Source organism: Saccharomonospora azurea NA-128 (assembly GCF_000231055.2).
Taxonomy (GTDB): domain Bacteria; phylum Actinomycetota; class Actinomycetes; order Mycobacteriales; family Pseudonocardiaceae; genus Saccharomonospora; species Saccharomonospora azurea.
The window spans coordinates 3,971,090-3,985,860 of record NZ_CM001466.1; the positions used below are offsets into that span (position 1 = coordinate 3,971,090).

Here is a 14,771-nt window from a genome sequence, read left to right on the forward strand (position 1 = left end):
TCCTCACATCCCCTTCGGCGGCACGAGTTGGAGGTAGACGGTCGTCAGCACGAAGTTCACGAGGAACAGCAGCAGGAACGTGATGACCACCGACTGGTTGACCGCGTCGCCCACGCCCTTGGGCCCCGGCGCCGGGTTGAGCCCGCGGTAGGCGGCCACGACGCCGGCGACGAAACCGAAGATGAGTGCCTTGATCTCGCTGATCCACAGGTCGGGAAGCTGCGCCAGCGCCGAGAAGCTCGCCAGGTAGGCGCCGGGTGTGCCGTCCTGCATGACGACGTTGAAGAAGTAGCCGCCACACACCCCGACGACGCTCACCATGCCGTTCAGGAACACGGCCACCGCCATGGCGGCGAGCACCCGCGGCACGACGAGTCGTTGCACCGGGGAGACGCCGAGCACCTCCATGGCATCGATCTCCTCGCGGATCGTGCGCGAACCCAGGTCGGCACACATCGCCGACCCGCCCGCGCCCGCGATGAGCAGCGCGGTGACGATCGGGCTGGCCTGCTGGATAATGGCGAGCACGCTCGCCGCTCCCGTGAACGACTGCGCGCCGATCTGCGTGGTCAGCGACCCGACGTGCAGGGCGATGACACCGCCGAACGGAATGGCGACGAGTGCGGTGGGCAGGATCGAGACACTGGCGATGAACCAGAACTGCTGCACGAATTCACGGAACTGGAAGGGTCTGCGCGGAATGGAGCGCAGAACATCGAGGGCCAACGCGTACAGCCTGCCGGTCTGCCTCAGCGCGGCAGCGCCGGGAAACGAACGCCCGGCCGCGTCGTCGACGTCGGTGGCCACTCGCGACTCCTCCGGTTCGTAAACCCAGGTTTCAGATTTTCCGGAACGCTCGTTTCGCGTTCCGGCACGCATTCTCGCTGTGCGTGCGATGACAATAACGCCGCGTCCCTGTCCTGGTTACGCGGCAATCTTCGTGCCTCCGTGACAGTTCTCGGCAGCATTCTTGTACGACTGTGAGGGGTCGCGTAGCCGATCGCTGTCGGGCGTCGTTGTTTGGCCGGGCACGACAAAGCACTGAAAGAAATTCCTGTCGTCGGTGACAACCATTGCGCCGATAGGGCGAGGAGCGAATGTGAAACGTCGATGTTTCTTGTTCGTAACGCAGTCAGAAGCTAACGTACTCGCTGGTAGGTTGGCTTTGGCTCCTACCGGCAAGCATCGTCGGCCGATGTTTTCGCGCGGGTCAGGATCGATCACTCCGCGTCGCTTGCTTTCGCCCGTTCGCCTGTTCACCTGGGAAAGGAATCGCTATGCGTAGGCGTGTCTTGAGCATGGTCGCCGGCAGCGCCGCGGCGGCCCTCGCGCTCGGTCTCACCGCCATGTCCGCCTCGGCTGCCCCGCAGGAGTGGGTCATCGACCCGGGCGGTGACTACACCGGTGCCTCGGGGACGACGGTGCTGACCAACACCGCCAACGGCGTGACGCTGGACTGCACCGGATCCGACGCGTCCGGCACCCTCGCCGGCAGCGCGAGCGGCTCCCCGGCGCAGCTCGGCACCATCGCCGACATCTCGTGGGACAGCTGTTCGGGTCCGCTGGGGCTCACCTTCGAGGTCGTGCCGCAGAACCTGCCGTGGTCGATCAACGGTGAGTCCTACGCGGACGGTGTCACCACCGGCTACATCGGCGGCGTCGTGGCGAACCTGACCGGCCCCGGCTGTGACGCCATCGTCGAGGGCGAAGCCCCCGGCACCTACGACAACGCCAGCGACACGTTGGCCCCGCACCCGATCGACGGTTCCGCGCACGCGCTCACCGTCACGTCGGTCGATTCGGCCGCGAACTGCTTCGGCCTGATCAACGAGGGCGACAACGTGACCTTCGAGGGCGCCTACGTGGTGACCCCGGGCCAGGACGTCACGCTCCAGTGACGGTCGCCGCTACTCGGCACTGAGTGGTCGGTCCGTCCGGGCCTGCTTTCGGGACGGGCCGACCACCGTCGCGCGCCACGGCACGCTGCCGGCGGCGCGGGCGGCATCGAACGGAAGTGAGGACATGGGACGCAAAGCGAGCAGGGGCGGCCGGATCGCCGCACTCGGAGTGGCGGTGCTGGTCGGTGGACTGTGGGCACCGGCCGCGTCGGGCGGGCAACCCGGCGACGGCGCGACCTCGGAACGCGAGTCGCGCGAGTTGCTGTACCACTGCGACACCGAGGCGGGGCAGCGCGACGTGCGGGTCCGCGTGACGCTGGCCCTGCCCGAGGCGACGGCCGAGCCGATCGGTGTGACCGTCCGGACCACGCTGGACGCGGAAGTCGTCGACGAGCTCGCCGCGGGTGGTGCCACCGAGGTGACCGGAGTCCTGTCGGCGACGTTGCGCGCGCAGCGAACCGCCGCGTCGGACGACGAGACCGGGGAGCCCGTCCTGCTGCCCGACCTCACGGTTCCGACGACACCGCTGCCCGCCGACGGCCCGGTGACCCTCGTCGCGACCGGCGAGGCCGACGAGATCACCCCCGAGGGTGCGGGGGAGTTCCGCGTGTCGGCCGACCGCTTCAACCTGCTGCTGGGCTGGCCTCCGCCGGAGGATCCCGACGACGGCGGCGGTGACCCCGACCCTGTCGAGCCTCCCGGGGACGGAGACGAGGGAGACGGAGACGGTGACGACGAGGAAGGCGGGGGCGGTGTTGATCCGGTGCCCGACGCCACCACGTTGCCGGGCACGGACGGCGGTGGCGCCGCCGCGCAGGCCCGCAGGCAGGCACCTCCCGCCCGGGGCTTCGACTGCGTTCCCGCACCCGACCAGGACACCGTCATCACCACCCTCACGGTGGCCGACGACGGGACCACCCACCCCGGCGACGATCCCCGCGGACCCGGCAACGAGCGCTCCGGCGAGCCCGGCACCGGGCGCAGCACGGACGCCGAGCCCGTGGACATTCCCGACGACTGCGTCGACTTCGCCGACCTCAACAACGCCTGGTGTGCCTACCTCGGTGGCTACACCAACCTCGACCGCATGAACGCCGCCGCGCTCGTCGAGCCCGGCATCGTCAACCTCGCCCTCCCGGTCATCGCCCCGTGCAACGACGGTTCGGAGTGGTTCTGGTTCTGCCAGACGGCGCTCGCGGAAGTGCGCCACGACGGCAAGAAGCAGCTTCCCCCGACCCGCAACGCGTTCCACGCCTTCGACTTCATGCCCAACGAGGCCACCCTCGAACTGACCCAGATCGGTGACATGACGATCGACGTCCGCTCGCAGGTCATCGCGCCCTACGACGGCTCCGTCGTCGCCCACGCCACCCTCGGCGTGCGTGTCTACGACGTGACCGTGAACGGTGTCGTGCTCGACGTGGGCGACGACTGCCGGACCGAGGAACCGATCACCGTGGCACTGACGGCGGACTATCCCGGCGACTACACGCCGGCCGCGGGGGGCTTCCTCGACGGCTACACCGACATCCCGCCCTTCACCGGCTGCGGAGTCGGCGAGGATCTCGACCCGCTGCTCACCGGACTCATCTCCGGCAAGGACAACTACGTGAAGATGACGCAGGGGGCGATCTGCGACATCCGGACCGAGCGGACCTGCCCGCCCGCTCCTCCCGAACTCCAGCGTTGACCCGGTCTTTCGTTGAACCCCCGAAGGAGGAACCCCGATGAGGCGAACGACACGATCCGGCGGCAGATCCGGCGGACGCATCAGAGCGCTCGCCGCCACCGCGGCGCTCGTGGCGGCCGGCGTGACCGCCGCCGCGAGCCCGGCGCTGGCGGAGGACGAGGTCCACGGCGACGCGCTGGCCGGACACTGGGCGCCGTTCGACCGGTGCCCCGTCGACGATCCGGCGATGCTCGCGGCCGACGGCGTCGAGTCGGCGGCGTTGTGCCTGGCGTCGTCGTCGGAATCCGGAACGATGACCATCGGGGAGAAGGTCGTGCCCACGGCCGGAACGGACCTCCAGCTGGGACTCCTGGGCGACGGCGTGAACTACACCTCGGTGGCACCCGAGGGGGCCGGTATCCAGGCCGAGCCGGTGACCGTGCCGGGCGGGCTGCTGAACCTCATGTGCCCGAGTGAGATCCCCGTGCTCACCGCCTTGTGCGAGAAGGCGGCCGACAGCAGGCTCAACCGCGTGGTCGCCACGGTGGAGCCCGCCGGGACGCCCACCGACTTCAGCCTCACCGCGGGGCTCGGAGTCGGGCAGCCGATCGTGACCCTGCCCGTGAAGATCCGGTTGGACAACCTGTTGCTCGGCGGCAACTGCTACATCGGCTCGGACTCCGACCCGATCCTGCTGCAGCCCCGCAACCTCAGCCAGCCGGCCCTCACCCTCACCCGGTACGCGCCCGACGGCACCGCCGAGCCCACCGGAGCGATGAGCAACGTCGCGCTCGCCGGAGCCGACCAGGGCGACGACACCTTCGCGGTGCCCGAGGCCGACGGCTGCGGACTGTTCGGTGCGCTCGACTGGGCCGTCAACGCCCAACTCGGACTGCCCTCGCCCGAGGGGGCCAACAGCCTGGTGCTCGACGCGGCCGACACCACCACCGGCGGCTTCTACACGCCCGCGGCGTTCGCGCCGGACCAGGGGCGCCTGCTCGCCGAGCACTGGCACGCCGCTCACCAGTAGGCCGCGACGGCCTCACCCTGAGAAGACAGCGGGCCGCCCCGCCTGACCCCACGACGTCAGGCGGGGCGGCCCGTCGCGAAGAGCATGGTCGGGATCTCGTTCTCCGGCAGGCCCAGCAGCGTTCCCGCGGCGGCGTCGTCGAACCCCGCCACGGCACACCCGGCCAAACCCAGCGCCGTCCCCACCAGGTAGAGGTTCTGCACGGCCACCCCGGAGTCGACGTGCAGCGTCCGGTAGTGGCGCAGGGGGTACTTGTCGAACGCCGTGTCGAGCCGCGCCGTGATGGCCACGGTGGCGGCGGGCGGCCACGCGAACTCCTCCTGGAGATACACCTCGGCCAGCCCGGGACCCGGGTCGGTGTCGGTGAGCTGCACGAGCTCGTGGGACACCGGCTCGTAGCGGTACACGCCGTGGTCCAGTCCGGCGACCCGGCGTACGACCGCGTAGGCGCGCAGGATGTCCAGACCGCCCGCGCTCGGCGCCATGCTCAGCGGATACTGCTCGACGCCGTAGGCCGGCACGAACCGCTGCACACCCATCGAGAACCGCAGCAGGGCGCTCAGTTCGAGCAGTTCGAGGGGCTCCTCGGAGAAGTCGTACGACGAGTGTCGCCGGGCGAGCGTGGCCACCAGCCCGGACTTCGGCGGATGCACGTCCGGCAGGGCGATCCGCCGCGCCAGCGGCAACGGCTGGGCGGGCACAGGCAGTTGCGCGTTCAGCAGGCGGTGGACCGCCAACGCGCGTTCGGTGGTATCCCGACCATTCACGACGGCTCCCGTCGTTTCCCCTCGTCACCGACCACGGCGGCATCGTAACCCGTTCGTGTGGCCCAGTGCGCTGTCTCGGTCATACCGGGCACGTGATCCACGTCCCCACAACATCGTGTCCGCGTCCTGCGCACGCGTGTCCGCACTTCAGCGACCCGTGTCCGCGTCCTGCGCACGCGTGTCCGCGTCGTGCGGCGCGAACACGCGTTCCTAACTCGCGGACACGATGTCGCGGGATCCCGAACGGTTACGGCGTCGGCGCGAGCCAGCGGTCGTCGGAGGCCAGCACCGTGAGCTGCTGCGTCGCCCGGGTCAGCGCCACGTACAGCACACGCCTGCCCGTCAGGGATTCCTCGACCAGCTCGGTGGGCTCGACCAACACGACAGCGTCGTACTCCAGGCCCTTCGAGTCGAGGCTGCCCACGACCCTGAGCCGGTCGTCGCCCTGACCCGCGACCCAGCGCCGGACCTCCTCGACCCGGTCCATCGCGCAGATCACGCCGACGGTGCCCTCGACGGAGTCGAGGAGCTCCTTCGCCGCCAGCCGGGCGGCCGTCTCGCGGCCGTCGGCGTCGATGCGGCGGACCTCCGGGGCCAGACCGGTGGTCCGTACCGCCCGCGGTAGTTCGTCCGGTTCGGCGTGCCCCGCGACCACCCTGGCGGCGAGGTCGAAGATCTCGGCGGAGTTCCGGTAGTTCACGCGCAGCGTGTACCGGCGGCGCGCCGTACGCGCACCGAAGGCCTGATCGCGGGCCTTCGCGGCCTCCGCCGGGTCCGGCCAGGAGCTCTGCACGGGGTCGCCCACGACGGTCCAGCTCGCGTACTTGCCGCGACGGCCGACCATGCGCCACTGCATGGGGGAGAGGTCCTGCGCCTCGTCGACCACGACGTGGGAGTACTCGTCGTAGTGGTTCGGCCTGCGGTGTTGCCCGTCGCGGGACGGCTCGGTGTCGGCGTCGGACCGGCGGCGCCGCTTCGGCGGTGGACCGAGGAGCACGCGCAGCTCGTCGAGCAGCGCGATGTCGGCGACCGTCCACTCGCGATCGGGTTCGCGAAGCGACGCCGCGAGCATCGAGATCTCCTCGGCCGACAGCACGGTGCGCGCCGCGCGCGTGAGGCGCCGTTCGTCGCCGAGCCAGCGCAGGATCTGTGCCGGGTACAGCACCGGCCACCACACCACCAGGAAACGGTGGAAGTCGATGCGTTCGCCCAGATCGGTGATCAGTTGGGCCCGGTCGAAGTCGCGGCCGTCCTCGTGGGCGTACGACTCGGCCTTGTCGGCCAACGCCTCCAGCAGCGCCTCCGCGGCCCGGACGCGCGAGCGGTTCGGCGGCGCCCCGTTGCCGTGCACCTTGCGCCGCACCCGGTCGAGTTCCTTGGCGCTCAGCTTGAGCACCTCGCCCTTGTAGACGATCTTCATCTCGGTGGGCGCGTCGGGTGGGGTGTCGCGCATCGCCTTGCCGAGCACCTTCCGCATGCGCAGCGAACCCTTGACGGCCGCCAGCGGTGCGGGGTCGTGCCGGGTGGCGTCCAGGCCGTCGAGCACCTGTCCGAGCGAGCGCAGTTCGACGTTCGTCTCGCCCATCGACGGCAGCACGCGGGAGATGTAGTTGGTGAACACGCCCGACGGACCGATGACGAGCACGCCGGCGCCGCCCAGCTGGCGGCGGTAGCGGTAGAGCAGGTAGGCCGCGCGGTGCAGTGCCACGGCGGTCTTCCCGGTCCCCGGTCCGCCGGTGATTTCGGTCACCCCGCGCCACGGGGCGCGGATGACCTCGTCCTGTTCCTTTTGGATGGTGGCCACGATGTCGCGCATCGTGTCGCCCCGCGAGCGGCCGAGCGCCGCCATGAGCGCTCCCTGACCCACCACGTTCATGTCGTCCGGCACCGACTCCGGCATCAGCACGTCGTCGTCGATGTCGAGGACGGACTGGCCGGAGCAGCGAATCACCCTGCGCCGCACCACGTTCATCGGTTCCTCGGCGGTCGCCTGGTAGAACGCGGCGGCGGCCGGAGCGCGCCAGTCGGTGACGAGGTTGTTGAACTCCGCGTCGCGGACACCCAACCTGCCCACGTAGACGGCTTCGGAGTCGGTGTGGTCCAGTCGCCCGAACACCAAGCCCTCGTACTCGGCGTCGAGAGTCTGCAGGGTCTGGTTGGCGTGGAAGACCATCATGTCGCGCTCGTAGAGCATCGAAGCCTGCTCGAACACGGCTTCGCGCTGCGCGCCAAGGCCGAGCTCGTAGCCACGGGCGCGCATCGCTTCGGCTTGCGCGCGCAACTCCGCGAGCCGGACGTAGACCCGGTTCACGTGAGTCTGTTCGATGGCGATCTCGGCCCGTCTGACCGGGGACTCCGACACTCGCGCTCCTCGCACCTGTCGCCTCGGAAGGGGGAAGAACGACTTTACGCGATCCGCGTGCGGCCACGGACGAGTCCCGCCTCGCGGACGGGTGCGAGCATAAGGGCTGTGACAAGGATCGTGGCCGGACTGGCAGGCGGGCGCACGCTGCGGGTTCCTCCGAAGGGAACGCGACCGACGACCGAGTTGGTGCGCGAGGCACTCTTCAGTGCGCTGGAGGCCGCCGACGAACTGGACGGGGTGCGCGTACTGGACCTGTACTCGGGCTCGGGTGCGCTGGGATTGGAGGCGCTGTCGCGGGGCGCGAAGGAGGCCGTGTTCGTGGAGGCCGACCGGACGGCGGCCGACATCCTGCGCGGCAACATCGCCAACGTGGGCCTCGGCGGCGTGGTGCGGCAGGGACGGGTGGAGTCCGTGGTGGCCGAGCCGGGGGGCACGCCGTTCGACCTGGTGTTCGCGGACCCGCCGTACGCCGTGGACGCCGAGACGCTCGGGGTCGTGTTGACGCGCCTGGTCGACAACGGCTGGCTCGCGGACAACGCGTTGGTGGTGGTCGAACGCCGGTCGCAGGACGGGCCCCCGCGCTGGCCGGAGACGTTGCGAGTGCTGCGGACCCGCACCTACGGCGACAACACGCTGTTCCGCGCCGAGTACCCGGGCTCGTGACGCCCGCGGCCGGTGTGGCACGGGCGGCGAGCGATTGATCACATCTTGCGCGAGGCGGCGGCGTGCTTGATAGCGTCCGCGCCATGCGGCGAGCGGTCTGTCCCGGTTCCTACGACCCCGCGACCAACGGGCACCTCGACATCGTCGAGCGTGCCGCCGCGTTGTTCGACGAGGTCGTCGTGGCCGTGCTCATCAACCCGAAGAAGCAGGGTCTGTTCACCGTCGAGGAGCGTCTCGACATGCTCCGCGAGGTGACTCGCGACCTGCCCAACGTGCGGGTCGACTCGTGGCACGGGCTGCTGGTCGACTACTGCAGGAAGCACGACATCGCCGCGGTCGCCAAGGGCCTGCGCTCGGTCAGCGACTTCGACTACGAGCTGCAGATGGCGCAGATGAACCGCGAGCTGTCGGGCGTGGAGACATTGCTCATGTCGAACAATCCCGCCTACAGCTTCCTGTCCAGCTCGCTGGTGAAGGAGGTCGCCACGTACGGCGGCGACGTCAGCGGGATGGTGCCCGAGGTGGTTCACGAGCGTCTCAAGGCGAAGCTCCCGCAACAGCGGTAACCCGCCGATACATCGTGTCCGCCGTCTGCGTACGCGTGTTCGCACCTCAGGGACGGACATGCGTACGGCAAGGGCGAACACGCGTGCGTGACTCGCGGACACGGTGACGTCGTTCACCACGGTCGGTCACTGCGGAGGACACGCCTGGTGCCGGGGTTGCCACCGATCGGGCACGGAACGCGGCAGACTAGTGGCGTCGCGTGGAATCGATGCCGCGAGGGAGTGGCCGTGTACCGGGTTTTCGAGGCGCTCGACGAGCTCGTCACGATCGTGGAGGAGGCCCGTGGGGTCCCGATGACGTCGAGTTGTGTCGTCCCGCGTGGCGACGTGCTCGAACTGCTCGACGACGTCCGTGACTCCCTGCCCGCCGAGGTGGACGACGCCCAGGACGTCCTCGACCGGCGTGACGAGATCATCCGCACGGCGCGTGAGCAGGCGGAGGAGACCGTCGGGTCGGCCACCGAGGAGGCGGAGCGGCTGATGGCCGAGGCCCGCGCCGAGGCCGAGCGGATCGTCGCCGAGGCCCGCGAGGAGGCCGACCGCACCATCGCCGCGGGGGAGGCGGAGTACGCCGACGTCACCGAACGCGCTCAGGTGGAGGCCGACCGCATGGTGCAGGCCGGCCGCGACGCCTACGAGCGCGCCGTCGACGACGGCAAGCGCGAGCAGGCACGACTGGTGTCCCAGACGGAGGTCGTGCAGGCCGCGCACAACGAGGCGGCACGCATCGTCGACGAGGCGCACGAGGAAGCCGACCGGCAGCGCGCGGACTGCGACGTCTACGTCGACAACAAGCTCGCGGAGTTCTCCGACCTGCTGGCGACCACGTTGCGTACGGTGGATTCGGGCCGCAACCACCTGCGGGGTCCGGTGCCCGCGGCCACGCGCCCGCCCGCCTACGATTACCAGGCACAGTGAGCTGTTCACTCGCGTAGGCTTGGTGGAACGAGGTCGGCGCTCTCCGCCCCGTCGGGGGTCGACGAGTGGTGTGCCCGGCCTCGGCATTGCTCACCCACCGCGATTTCGAGAAAGCTCCGATGTCTGACGAGAGTTCCAGCCCGCAGCGCGCCGCCGCGCGCAATCCGTGGCTGTTCGACACCCATGAACTGGGCCGCCGACCGGGTTCCAGCCTGCCGTTGCGGCGTGACCTGACGGTCGAGACGGCGCTGGGGGTTCCCGACGTCGTCGAGGTGACCGTGGGGTCGACGATCACCGTGGACCTGCTGGCGGAGTCCGTGGTCGAAGGCATCCTGATGAGCGGCACCGCGACCGCGCACACCGAGGGGCAGTGCTCGCGCTGCCTCGACCCGGTGGCCGACGACCTCGAGGTGAGTGTCACCGAGTTGTTCGCCTACCCGGAGTCCACGACCGACGAGACCACGGAGGAAGACGAGGTCAGTCGCATTGTCGACGACTGGATCGACCTGGAGCCGATGGTCCGCGACGCCGTGGTTCTGGCGCTGCCGCTCGCGCCGCTGTGCAGCGAGGACTGCGCCGGACTGTGTTCGGGTTGCGGCGTGAAGTGGGCCGATCTCGAGCCCGGTCACGGGCATGAGACCATAGACCCTCGGTGGGCCGCGCTGGTGCAGCGCTTGGAGGACACTCCGGGTGGCGACACGGCGAGCGGCTCCGACCGGTAAGCCTGCCGGGCAGTCGCCCGGCGTAGTTCGCAAGACCGCTCGCATGCCGCGAGCAGACCTGTGTGAGGAGACCCAGCCGTGGCCGTCCCCAAGCGGAAGATGTCGCGTTCCAACACTCGCTCGCGCCGCTCGCAGTGGAAGGCTAGCCCGGTACAGCTGGTGGCCTGCCAGAACCGCGCCTGCCGTCAGCCGAAGCCGCAGCACGTCGCCTGCCCGCACTGTGGCCAGTACGCCGGCCGTCAGGTTGTCGAGCCGGCGTAAGGTCGGTCGGAATGGGGGGTAAGTCGCCTAGCGGACCGGCAGCCGATCCCGCATCCCTTCTCGACGCACTCGGTGTCCACCTGGACAGCGAGCTGCTGACCCTCGCCCTCACCCACCGCTCGTACGCCTACGAGAACGGGGGGCTCCCGCCGAACGAACGGTTGGAGTTCCTCGGCGACGCGGTGCTGGGTCTCGTGGTGACCGACCACCTGTACCGGCAGCACCCGGACCTGCCCGAAGGGCAGCTGGCGAAGTTGCGGGCCAGCGTGGTCAACATGCACGCGCTGGCCGGTGTGGCGAGGACTCTCGGTGAAGGCGGGCTCGGTGCCCACCTGCTGCTCGGTAAGGGGGAAGAACTCACCGGCGGCAGGGACAAGGCCAGCATCCTCGCGGACGGCCTGGAGGCCGTGATCGGTGCCGTCTATCTCGCGCACGGCATCGAGACCGCGCGGTCGCTGGTGCACCGCATGTTCGGCAGGTTGCTCGACGAGGCGCCGCGCCGTGGAGCGGGCCTGGACTGGAAGACCAGTCTTCAGGAGCTCACCGCGTCGTCGGGTCTCGGCGTGCCCGAGTACAAGGTGGCCGACACCGGTCCCGACCACCGCAAGGAGTTCAGCGCGGTGGTCCTCGTGGGTGGCCGTGACCTGGGACACGGGGACGGCACCACGAAGAAGGAAGCGGAGCAGAAGGCCGCCGAAGCGGCCTGGCGCGCGCTCGACCAGGAGTTGGCCGCGGACGGGCAGGCCGGGGAACAGGCGGAGTAGTCGCGTGCCCGAGTTGCCCGAGGTCGAGGTGGTGCGCTCCGGCCTCGAAGCTCACGTCGTGGGGCGCACGGTGGCCTCGGTGGAGGTTCTGCACCCGAGGGCCATCCGGCGCCACGTGCCGGGTGAGGCGGATTTCGTCGGCCGCCTCACCGGCGCGAAGATCACCGCCACGCGTCGGCGTGGCAAGTACCTGTGGTTCGATCTCGCCGATGGCTCCGCCGTGCTGGCCCATCTCGGGATGAGCGGTCAGATGCTCGTGCAGCCGCGTGACGCGGCGGACGAGAAGCACCTGCGGGTACGGATCCGATTCACCGACGACGGGCCGGAGCTGAGGTTCGTCGACCAGCGCACGTTCGGTGGCCTGTCGGTGTCGGAACTCGTCGAGGTCGACGGCACGGTGGTGCCGTCGACGGTCGCCCACATCGCGCGCGACCCGATGGATCCGTTGTTCGACGTCGACGCTGCGGCTCGTGCCTTGCGGGCTCGGCGCACCGAGGTCAAACGCGCGTTGCTCGACCAGACGTTGGTGTCCGGGGTCGGCAACATCTACGCCGACGAGGCGTTGTGGCGGGTGCAGCTGCACTGGGCACGCCCCACGGACCGGCTCACTGCGGCGCAGGCGCGTAGCGTGCTCACCGCGGCGGCCGATGTCATGGCGGAGGCGCTTCTGGTGGGGGGCACGTCGTTCGACGCGCTCTACGTCAACGTCAACGGTGAGTCGGGCTACTTCTCGCGTTCGCTCGACGCCTACGGCCGTGAGGGCGAGCCGTGCCGGCGCTGCGGTTCGCCGATCGTGCGCGAGGCGTTCATGAACCGTTCGTCGTTCAGCTGTCCGCGTTGCCAGCCGAAGCCGCGAGCGCGGCGGCGTTAGTCGCCTTCGTCGTCGTCCACCGGGTCACGAGGCCGCTCACTCCGCAGTGAGGCGCCTTTCCGTGTGCGCCGTCTCCACGCGAAATCCCATCCCAGCTGCCGACAGCAGAACAGTTTTATGCACACTACTGTGCAATGCGTGGTACTGTCCGTTGCGCAAGGAGGGAGCGCCGGTGGAGACGAGTCAACTGCTGAAGGGCGTGCTCGACCTCGCGGTACTGGCGGTGCTGCGCCACGACGACGGCTACGGCTACGACGTGGTGCGGCGATTGCGGCAGGCCGGGTTGGACGACGTCGGTGACGCGTCGGTGTACGGCACGTTGCGGCGGCTGTACAAGGCCGGACTGCTCACCACGTACGTCGTGGCGAGCGAGGAGGGCCCTCACCGCAAGTACTACGGACTGAACGAGCTGGGTCGCGAGCGGCTCGCGGGCTCGGTGAAGACCTGGCGCGGTTTTGCGGCCACGATGGAGCGCCTGTTGGGAGAGAACTCATGACCGCACACACTCATCCCGTCGTCCGTGCCTACCTGGCTCGCGTGCGGACGGCGTTGTCCGACCTGCCCTCGGCGGAGATCGACGAGATCGTCGAGGACGTCCGCCCTCACCTCGCGGAGCTCGTCGACAGTCTGGGGGACCGGGCGAGCGTCGCCGCGATGACCGAGGAACTCGGTGAGCCGGAGAGCTACGCCGCCGAGGTCCGCGCGGCGGGGGAGTACCCGCCCGCGCCGAACGAGAGCGCGCGTGCCGAGAAGCCGCGCACGGCGCTCGCCCGGGCCGTCCTGGCGGGGCTGCTCGCGGCCACGATCTGCGCGGCCGCCACGGGAATGGTGCTGGCAGTCGACCTCACCGGCGACGACGCGCTGCCGTTGCTGGCGCTCACCATCGTGCTCGTGGGCGGCGCGGCCGGTTATCTCGTCGTCCGGGGAACGCAGGACCTGCGGGCCCTGCCCGAGGTCCGCAAGCTCGCGGAACTGCGTGGCGCCAAGAACGCGGCGTCGCGCGGTGTGCGACTCCTGCAGATGCTCAATCCCGTGTGGTGGGTGGTGTCGGCGGCGCTGCTGGGACTGCTCGCCGTCGCCTCCGCCGTCGGGCAGAGTTCCGGCATCCTCGCGCTGGTGATCCTGCTGGCGCTGGCCGGGATCGCGCTGTGGGCGGGGCCGAAGGCCGCGCGGGACCTGCGGTGGGTGGCGGTGGTGGTGCCGCTGTCGGCTCTGGTGGTGGGCTCCGGACTCGGTACGGCGGGCTACGTCCTCCAGAACGTCGGTGACGACGACCCGTACGCCGACGAGCTGCACTACGCCTACGCCACCCAGAACGTCGCGGACGACGGCTCACCGGCGCTGTACTACGGCTCGCGGCAGGTGGAGAACCTGTACGTGTTCGACTCCGAAGGCAAACCGCTCACCGACGTCTACGTCTACGGCGAGGACGGCAGCCCCGTCCTGATGCCGCGGTACGGGTGCGACCCGCACGCCCAGACGAAGATCCAGACGGGGAAGGACAACAAGTTCCCGCGTCCGCACATCGAGCAGGGCGGGTACGACGAGTTCGGCACCGTGAACGGCTACAACGTCTCCCGGCCGTTCTGCCACGAGATCGACGAGGTGCCGTTCACGGTGGCCGTGCCCGGGGGCGAGTGAGCGCCGCGTCAGAACCCGCGAGCGCTCATCGCCAGCTGGGCGAGCAGGTCGCGGCCACTCTCGGCGTTGCGGGGCTGGCACAGCACGTCGTAACGGCTGGCGACCAGCTGACTGTGCGAGACGAAGTCGCGGCGTCCGCGCGTCGCGGCGTAGCCCGCGGCCGAGAAGGCCATCCCGAACGCGACACCGGAGACGAGGCCGATCAGGATGGGGGCGAGTCCGGCACCGGGGGTGAAGAAGCTGAGCAGCAGCCCGACGAACAGACCGAACCAGGCGCCGGACATCGCACCGCTGAGGAGCACCTTGCCCCAGGTCAGTCGGGCGGAGACCCGTTCGACGAGAAGCGGGTCGACACCGACGATGGTGACGTCCTGTACCGGGAAGTCCTTGTCCGCGAGGTGGTCGACGGCGCGCTGCGCCTCCGCGTAGCTGTTGTACGAGGCGATCGGCCAGCCCGTGGGCATGGTCGGCAGCTGCGGCGTCTGCTGCGTGGTGGAGAACGCCGTGCGGGAGAACGCGTGGGTCATGCTTCCTTCACCTCTGGTGAGACACTGTCGTGCTCTTCACTAGTTCCAACGTCGGAAACCAGTGAAACAGTGCCCGAAGGGTCCCAATTCACAGGCCGTTCTCAGGTGG

The 14,771-nt window shown here is 69.7% G+C and carries 16 protein-coding genes; 12 read left to right on the top strand and 4 right to left on the bottom strand.

Annotated features, from left to right (window positions below; translation table 11 throughout):
- Positions 1-3 precede the first annotated feature (3 nt).
- The gene (locus SACAZDRAFT_RS18295; protein WP_005444133.1) at positions 4-807 is read right to left on the bottom strand and encodes an MlaE family ABC transporter permease; all 804 of its coding nucleotides are present in this window, start codon (positions 805-807) and stop codon (positions 4-6) included.
- 470 nt (positions 808-1,277) lie between these two features.
- On the opposite strand from SACAZDRAFT_RS18295, the gene SACAZDRAFT_RS18300 reads away from it, so the two are divergent.
- From SACAZDRAFT_RS18300 to SACAZDRAFT_RS18310, 3 genes are all read left to right on the top strand, one after another.
- Positions 1,278-1,898: a hypothetical protein gene (locus tag SACAZDRAFT_RS18300; RefSeq protein ID WP_005444134.1), complete on the top strand. Its 621-nt coding sequence runs from the start codon at positions 1,278-1,280 to the stop codon at positions 1,896-1,898.
- Positions 1,899-2,022: 124 nt separating this feature from the next.
- Positions 2,023-3,588 carry a DUF6801 domain-containing protein gene (locus tag SACAZDRAFT_RS18305; RefSeq protein WP_005444135.1) on the top strand — a complete coding sequence of 522 codons (1,566 nt, stop codon included), beginning with the start codon at positions 2,023-2,025 and terminating at the stop codon, positions 3,586-3,588.
- Between the two features lie 37 nt (positions 3,589-3,625).
- Positions 3,626-4,597: a hypothetical protein gene (locus SACAZDRAFT_RS18310; RefSeq protein WP_005444136.1), complete on the top strand. Its 972-nt coding sequence runs from the start codon at positions 3,626-3,628 to the stop codon at positions 4,595-4,597.
- A 56-nt stretch (positions 4,598-4,653) separates the two neighbouring features.
- Here SACAZDRAFT_RS18310 and SACAZDRAFT_RS18315 read toward each other — a convergent pair whose 3' ends face one another.
- Together SACAZDRAFT_RS18315 and SACAZDRAFT_RS18320 are read right to left on the bottom strand one after the other, a co-directional pair.
- Complete coding sequence (locus SACAZDRAFT_RS18315; RefSeq protein WP_005444137.1) at positions 4,654-5,364, bottom strand: SagB family peptide dehydrogenase; 711 nt, start codon at positions 5,362-5,364, stop codon at positions 4,654-4,656.
- 247 nt (positions 5,365-5,611) lie between these two features.
- Complete coding sequence (locus tag SACAZDRAFT_RS18320) at positions 5,612-7,726, bottom strand: HelD family protein (RefSeq protein WP_005444138.1); 2,115 nt, start codon at positions 7,724-7,726, stop codon at positions 5,612-5,614.
- A gap of 108 nt (positions 7,727-7,834) precedes the next feature.
- Here SACAZDRAFT_RS18320 and rsmD point away from each other — a divergent pair, with 108 nt between their 5' ends.
- The 9 genes from rsmD (at position 7,835) to SACAZDRAFT_RS18360 (ending at position 14,135) form a co-directional block, all read left to right on the top strand.
- Complete coding sequence (gene rsmD / locus SACAZDRAFT_RS18325) at positions 7,835-8,392, top strand: 16S rRNA (guanine(966)-N(2))-methyltransferase RsmD (protein WP_005444139.1); 558 nt, start codon at positions 7,835-7,837, stop codon at positions 8,390-8,392.
- Positions 8,393-8,475: 83 nt separating this feature from the next.
- Positions 8,476-8,958, top strand: a complete 483-nt coding sequence (gene coaD, locus SACAZDRAFT_RS18330) for a pantetheine-phosphate adenylyltransferase (RefSeq protein ID WP_005448574.1) — start codon at positions 8,476-8,478, stop codon at positions 8,956-8,958.
- A 228-nt stretch (positions 8,959-9,186) separates the two neighbouring features.
- Positions 9,187-9,876 carry an ATP synthase F0 subunit B gene (locus SACAZDRAFT_RS18335; protein ID WP_037295079.1) on the top strand — a complete coding sequence of 230 codons (690 nt, stop codon included), beginning with the start codon at positions 9,187-9,189 and terminating at the stop codon, positions 9,874-9,876.
- A 119-nt stretch (positions 9,877-9,995) separates the two neighbouring features.
- Positions 9,996-10,598, top strand: a complete 603-nt coding sequence (locus tag SACAZDRAFT_RS18340) for a YceD family protein (RefSeq protein WP_005444144.1) — start codon at positions 9,996-9,998, stop codon at positions 10,596-10,598.
- A gap of 78 nt (positions 10,599-10,676) precedes the next feature.
- Positions 10,677-10,859 carry a 50S ribosomal protein L32 gene (gene rpmF, locus SACAZDRAFT_RS22640; RefSeq protein ID WP_005444145.1) on the top strand — a complete coding sequence of 61 codons (183 nt, stop codon included), beginning with the start codon at positions 10,677-10,679 and terminating at the stop codon, positions 10,857-10,859.
- 11 nt (positions 10,860-10,870) lie between these two features.
- Positions 10,871-11,623 (top strand): ribonuclease III, encoded by a 753-nt coding sequence (gene rnc, locus SACAZDRAFT_RS18345; RefSeq protein ID WP_005444146.1) that lies wholly within the window; start codon positions 10,871-10,873, stop codon positions 11,621-11,623.
- A gap of 4 nt (positions 11,624-11,627) precedes the next feature.
- Positions 11,628-12,494 carry a bifunctional DNA-formamidopyrimidine glycosylase/DNA-(apurinic or apyrimidinic site) lyase gene (gene mutM / locus SACAZDRAFT_RS18350; RefSeq protein WP_005444147.1) on the top strand — a complete coding sequence of 289 codons (867 nt, stop codon included), beginning with the start codon at positions 11,628-11,630 and terminating at the stop codon, positions 12,492-12,494.
- A gap of 172 nt (positions 12,495-12,666) precedes the next feature.
- Positions 12,667-12,990 (top strand): PadR family transcriptional regulator, encoded by a 324-nt coding sequence (locus SACAZDRAFT_RS18355; RefSeq protein ID WP_005444148.1) that lies wholly within the window; start codon positions 12,667-12,669, stop codon positions 12,988-12,990.
- Complete coding sequence (locus SACAZDRAFT_RS18360; protein ID WP_005444149.1) at positions 12,987-14,135, top strand: DUF1700 domain-containing protein; 1,149 nt, start codon at positions 12,987-12,989, stop codon at positions 14,133-14,135. The genes SACAZDRAFT_RS18355 and SACAZDRAFT_RS18360 overlap by 4 nt, the downstream gene beginning before the upstream one ends.
- An 8-nt stretch (positions 14,136-14,143) precedes the next feature.
- Here SACAZDRAFT_RS18360 and SACAZDRAFT_RS18365 read toward each other — a convergent pair whose 3' ends face one another.
- Positions 14,144-14,662: a general stress protein gene (locus tag SACAZDRAFT_RS18365; RefSeq protein WP_005444150.1), complete on the bottom strand. Its 519-nt coding sequence runs from the start codon at positions 14,660-14,662 to the stop codon at positions 14,144-14,146.
- Between the last annotated feature and the right edge of the window lie 109 nt (positions 14,663-14,771).

Coding starts and splice junctions, on each gene's coding strand:
- SACAZDRAFT_RS18300 (WP_005444134.1), top strand. CDS start 1,278: ATGCGTAGGCGTGTCTTGAGCATGGTCGCCGGCAGCGCCGCGGCGGCC.
- SACAZDRAFT_RS18305 (WP_005444135.1), top strand. CDS start 2,023: ATGGGACGCAAAGCGAGCAGGGGCGGCCGGATCGCCGCACTCGGAGTG.
- SACAZDRAFT_RS18310 (WP_005444136.1), top strand. CDS start 3,626: ATGAGGCGAACGACACGATCCGGCGGCAGATCCGGCGGACGCATCAGA.
- coaD (WP_005448574.1), top strand. CDS start 8,476: ATGCGGCGAGCGGTCTGTCCCGGTTCCTACGACCCCGCGACCAACGGG.
- SACAZDRAFT_RS18340 (WP_005444144.1), top strand. CDS start 9,996: ATGTCTGACGAGAGTTCCAGCCCGCAGCGCGCCGCCGCGCGCAATCCG.
- rnc (WP_005444146.1), top strand. CDS start 10,871: ATGGGGGGTAAGTCGCCTAGCGGACCGGCAGCCGATCCCGCATCCCTT.
- SACAZDRAFT_RS18360 (WP_005444149.1), top strand. CDS start 12,987: ATGACCGCACACACTCATCCCGTCGTCCGTGCCTACCTGGCTCGCGTG.
- SACAZDRAFT_RS18365 (WP_005444150.1), bottom strand. CDS start 14,662: ATGACCCACGCGTTCTCCCGCACGGCGTTCTCCACCACGCAGCAGACG.